This window comes from Bathymodiolus platifrons methanotrophic gill symbiont (assembly GCF_002189065.1).
In the GTDB taxonomy this organism is placed as follows: domain Bacteria; phylum Pseudomonadota; class Gammaproteobacteria; order Methylococcales; family Methylomonadaceae; genus Methyloprofundus.
This window is the reverse complement of sequence record NZ_BDMN01000465.1, coordinates 1-3,381: the sequence shown is the minus strand read 5'-3', so window position 1 is coordinate 3,381 and position 3,381 is coordinate 1. Positions and strand designations below refer to the sequence as shown.

At 35.3% G+C, this 3,381-nt stretch carries 4 protein-coding genes and 1 pseudogene; 3 read left to right on the top strand and 2 right to left on the bottom strand.

Going from position 1 to position 3,381, the window contains the following annotated elements; all coding sequences use genetic code 11:
- The first annotated feature begins 407 nt into the window (after positions 1 to 407).
- From CDZ78_RS19410 to CDZ78_RS19400, 3 genes and pseudogenes are all read left to right on the top strand, one after another.
- On the top strand, positions 408 to 944 hold the full coding sequence (locus CDZ78_RS19410) for a hypothetical protein (protein ID WP_087871436.1): 537 nt from the start codon (positions 408 to 410) through the stop codon (positions 942 to 944).
- A gap of 139 nt (positions 945 to 1,083) precedes the next feature.
- Positions 1,084 to 1,362: pseudogene (locus tag CDZ78_RS24440) on the top strand (BrnT family toxin).
- Entirely contained in the window at positions 1,337 to 1,612 is a 276-nt protein-coding gene (locus CDZ78_RS19400; protein ID WP_087871435.1) for a BrnA antitoxin family protein, read from the top strand. Before CDZ78_RS24440 ends, CDZ78_RS19400 begins: the two are co-directional and overlap by 26 nt.
- A gap of 85 nt (positions 1,613 to 1,697) precedes the next feature.
- Here CDZ78_RS19400 and CDZ78_RS19395 read toward each other — a convergent pair whose 3' ends face one another.
- Positions 1,698 to 2,105: a hypothetical protein gene (locus CDZ78_RS19395; protein ID WP_087871434.1), complete on the bottom strand. Its 408-nt coding sequence runs from the start codon at positions 2,103 to 2,105 to the stop codon at positions 1,698 to 1,700.
- Positions 2,106 to 2,914: 809 nt separating this feature from the next.
- Positions 2,915 to 3,265 carry a hypothetical protein gene (locus CDZ78_RS19390; RefSeq protein ID WP_087871433.1) on the bottom strand — a complete coding sequence of 117 codons (351 nt, stop codon included), beginning with the start codon at positions 3,263 to 3,265 and terminating at the stop codon, positions 2,915 to 2,917.
- Between the last annotated feature and the right edge of the window lie 116 nt (positions 3,266 to 3,381).

Genomic DNA, 3,381 nt, shown 5'->3' with positions numbered 1-3,381 from the left:
ACGAAAAAACCTGTATCGCTATAAGAACAGGTATATTATCTCATGGGTTTTTAATCCCGAATTTTCCTCGTCACAAGCTGTTTTGAAGAGATTAAAAAAGTTGATCGGGATCGCCAATATTTAAAAGCATCTTGCGGCTGACTATTAAGACAGGACCAATAAATGGCCTATTTGATGGCTATTCTGCAGGAGACTAAAAACCACAAAAATAAGACTAAAACTCTGTCAAGAACTTTTTTAATTATTTACGCTGAGTAGTTACGTTTTATCTTCCTTTTCAAACCCAACGAATAAAAGCAAGGCAAGAGAAATCAGAGCAAAGAATAGAACCAATTAAAGAAGATAAATCTAGTAGTGAGCCTGAGAGCCCAAAAATAAAAAAATTAAAGTTTATACTTTTGATCTTTATGGGGGTTGCGGTTTATCTATTATTCAGTCTTTACGCGATTCGCTGGTTTTTGATTGGCCAACTGGGTTTAGACTTCCATATTCTCGCGGAACATAAGGATGTATTGCTCTATGTTTTATCAGGAACGTTTGGCTCAATAATTGTTGTATTTCTGTTTTTCACATGGTCGTATATGCGTTCAGAGAATACGATTAAGCGGCTACTAACCACATCGCTAAACATACTTATCATATTAGGAATCCCTGGCTCTTTAGTCTGGTATTATTCTTTACACTTGTATCCGGACATCCCTGCAGTATTTGGAGGAGGGAGATCAGAACCTATAGTACTGTGGTTTCGAGAAGAGGGACTTTCTATGGCTGTGCTTGAGAGACTTCATCATTCAATCTGTGTTACAAAAAATTCTTCTGCACGATGTGAGGGACTTTACCTTTTCCACATGGGAAAGAAGTATGCTATTTTTACTGATGCTAAAAATGATGCAACAAATGCAATACTGATTCCCGGAGAGAAAATACAAGAGATTTCGTGGTGATTTTCAAAACATTTTTATTGAAGTAATTGGTGCTTTCTTTAAGTTTTATAACCAAAAAATCAACCAGACAAGCTGGTTATTTTGTCGTTAGAAACTCATGAGTATTTGACAATGATTTAATTGCATATACAATTAAATCATGAGCATTTCATTCGAACCAGTTAAAAACCAACGTAATATTGACCAAAGAGGTCTTGGCTTTGATCAGGTCTCAGATTTAGATTAGGATAGTGCTTGGGTTTTTGAAGACTTACGAAATGAGTATAATGAAATACGTTACATTGCGTATAGCCACCTAAATGAGCGGCTACACTTTGTTTGCTTTACTGAAACAAGTGACGGCATTAGAGTTATTTCATTTAGAAAGGCAAATAGCAGAGAGGTAAAAAGATATGAGCAAGAAATCATTAATAGATAAGGATGGTGAAGTTCGTGAATTAACTGAAAGCGACCTAAAAAAGTTCAAACCGTTTTCAGAAGTAAATCCTTCGTTGTTCGCCAAAATCAAAAAAAGTGTTGGCGAGCGAGGTCATCAAAAATCACCAACGAAAATACCAATTAGTATTCGCGTAAGCCCTGAGGTTGCAGAGTACTTTCGATCAGCAGGTAAAGGTTGGCAAGGTCGCATAGATAGTGTGCTAAAAGAATATGTTGCCCATCATAAATAAAGCTTCTAACAAACAAAAGCAAAGAACATAAAGACCCTATGCTTGTTAGATTATGCTCACTTCTAACCTACCTTTTGAAATTATTTTATTTAGTAATGCATGTGATAACGCCATCACAATCGTAAAATTTCTTTTGAGCATCATATATTTGTTCCATATTTACTTGCCAAATACCAAGTCCACCTTTTCTTAGATTAAATGTATAAGTATCGCCTGGTTTGTATTGCTTCCACCAACGACTACTTTTAAGGTATAAATCCAATTCAGGTAATGTTGGTTCTTTTGCTTTCCACATATAACCTGTGTCTAGTAAGTAAGAGTAACTTTTAATACCACCTTCGTCTGTTAAAATATTTATACGAGGAATAAAAGAATAAAGAGCTAAGCCCATTCCGAAACCAGCTAATAATGCATATAACAAAGTGTCTTCTCGTTCGGGTTCAACTTTTCTAAGAATAATAAAAACGATTACCGTAACAAAAAAACCACCCAATTATTAATATTAAATATGGAGCATCCTCAGCATAATACTCTATTGCTGTAAAAAATTGTTCAATTATGAAGTATAGAACAAACATAAAAAAAATAATTGCTACAGCAACTGTTGTTGGAGTTTGTCCTTCTAGATTTCCACTTTCATTCGATTTATTAAATGATGCCACAACTATTTCCCCCCATTTTATAAAAAGCTAACGTCGCCGTTAACCGGTATACCGTAGTGGTGTTTGAACGAAGCAAAGGGTCAGGTCTTTATTTTTGCATTCCGCCATTTAAATCCTACTCACTGTTGAGTAATACAACGAATAATACCGACCAATTAAAGAGGTTAGATACAGTTCTCTATCTTCCTCATTAAGGTAAATATTTTCTCGACCGCCACCTCTTTGAAGTAACGTGATATAAAACGCCTGAAAATTTAATTCGTAAAGGTCTAGTCATTCAGGGAATATACTCACTTAGAATACAAACATAAAAACCTGACCCTATGCTCTTCTATGCTATCTCCGGGTTATGATCAAATCTAGTGTTTGACAAAAAGTTAGGCTAACGTATTCTGTTGGAATTTTATCCACCACGATAAAAATGGCAATAGCATGTGCACAACACATTTTGGTATAAACTAAAGAAGAGGAAAAGGTACTTAAAAAAATTAGCGGATGGTGAAGACTTTTATAGCCTCGCTAAAAAGCACTCACTGTGAACTCTGCAAAAATGACGGTAATCTCGGCAAATAGGTTGATTGCAAAAGCATGCACCCAAGTTGACCGCGTCTTGGGTGCTTTATAAAATCTAAATATAAGCTTAAAATTGAATTGCGCTATACCCATGTTTTGCTTTTTCTAATTCAGCTTTAGCACCAGCTAGATCTGATTTTTTTAATAGCTTTTTTGCTTTAGTAAAGTGTGCTGAAAGCCTGCCAATTTTTGCAGCATTCTCTTCACTATTAAGCTCTTTCTTAGCACGCTTAGCTTCTTTTGTATGAGCCAAAGCTCCATCTACATCATTAGCATCAATGCTCTTAATTGCTTCATCAATATGAGCGGAAATATTAGCGACTGCTTGACTATTACGATCAGCAAGCGCAATCGATGAAAAGGAGCCTAAAGAAAATGCTATTAAGACTGCTATAATTGTACTTTTAAATGATTTCATGTATGTTACCCTCGTTAGTTATTATTATGGTAGACACGTAATTATTCTTTGATATACAGTTACATGCCGTTTTTGATTCTAGCACAGCTTCTGCGCAAATCACACAACCAACAAAA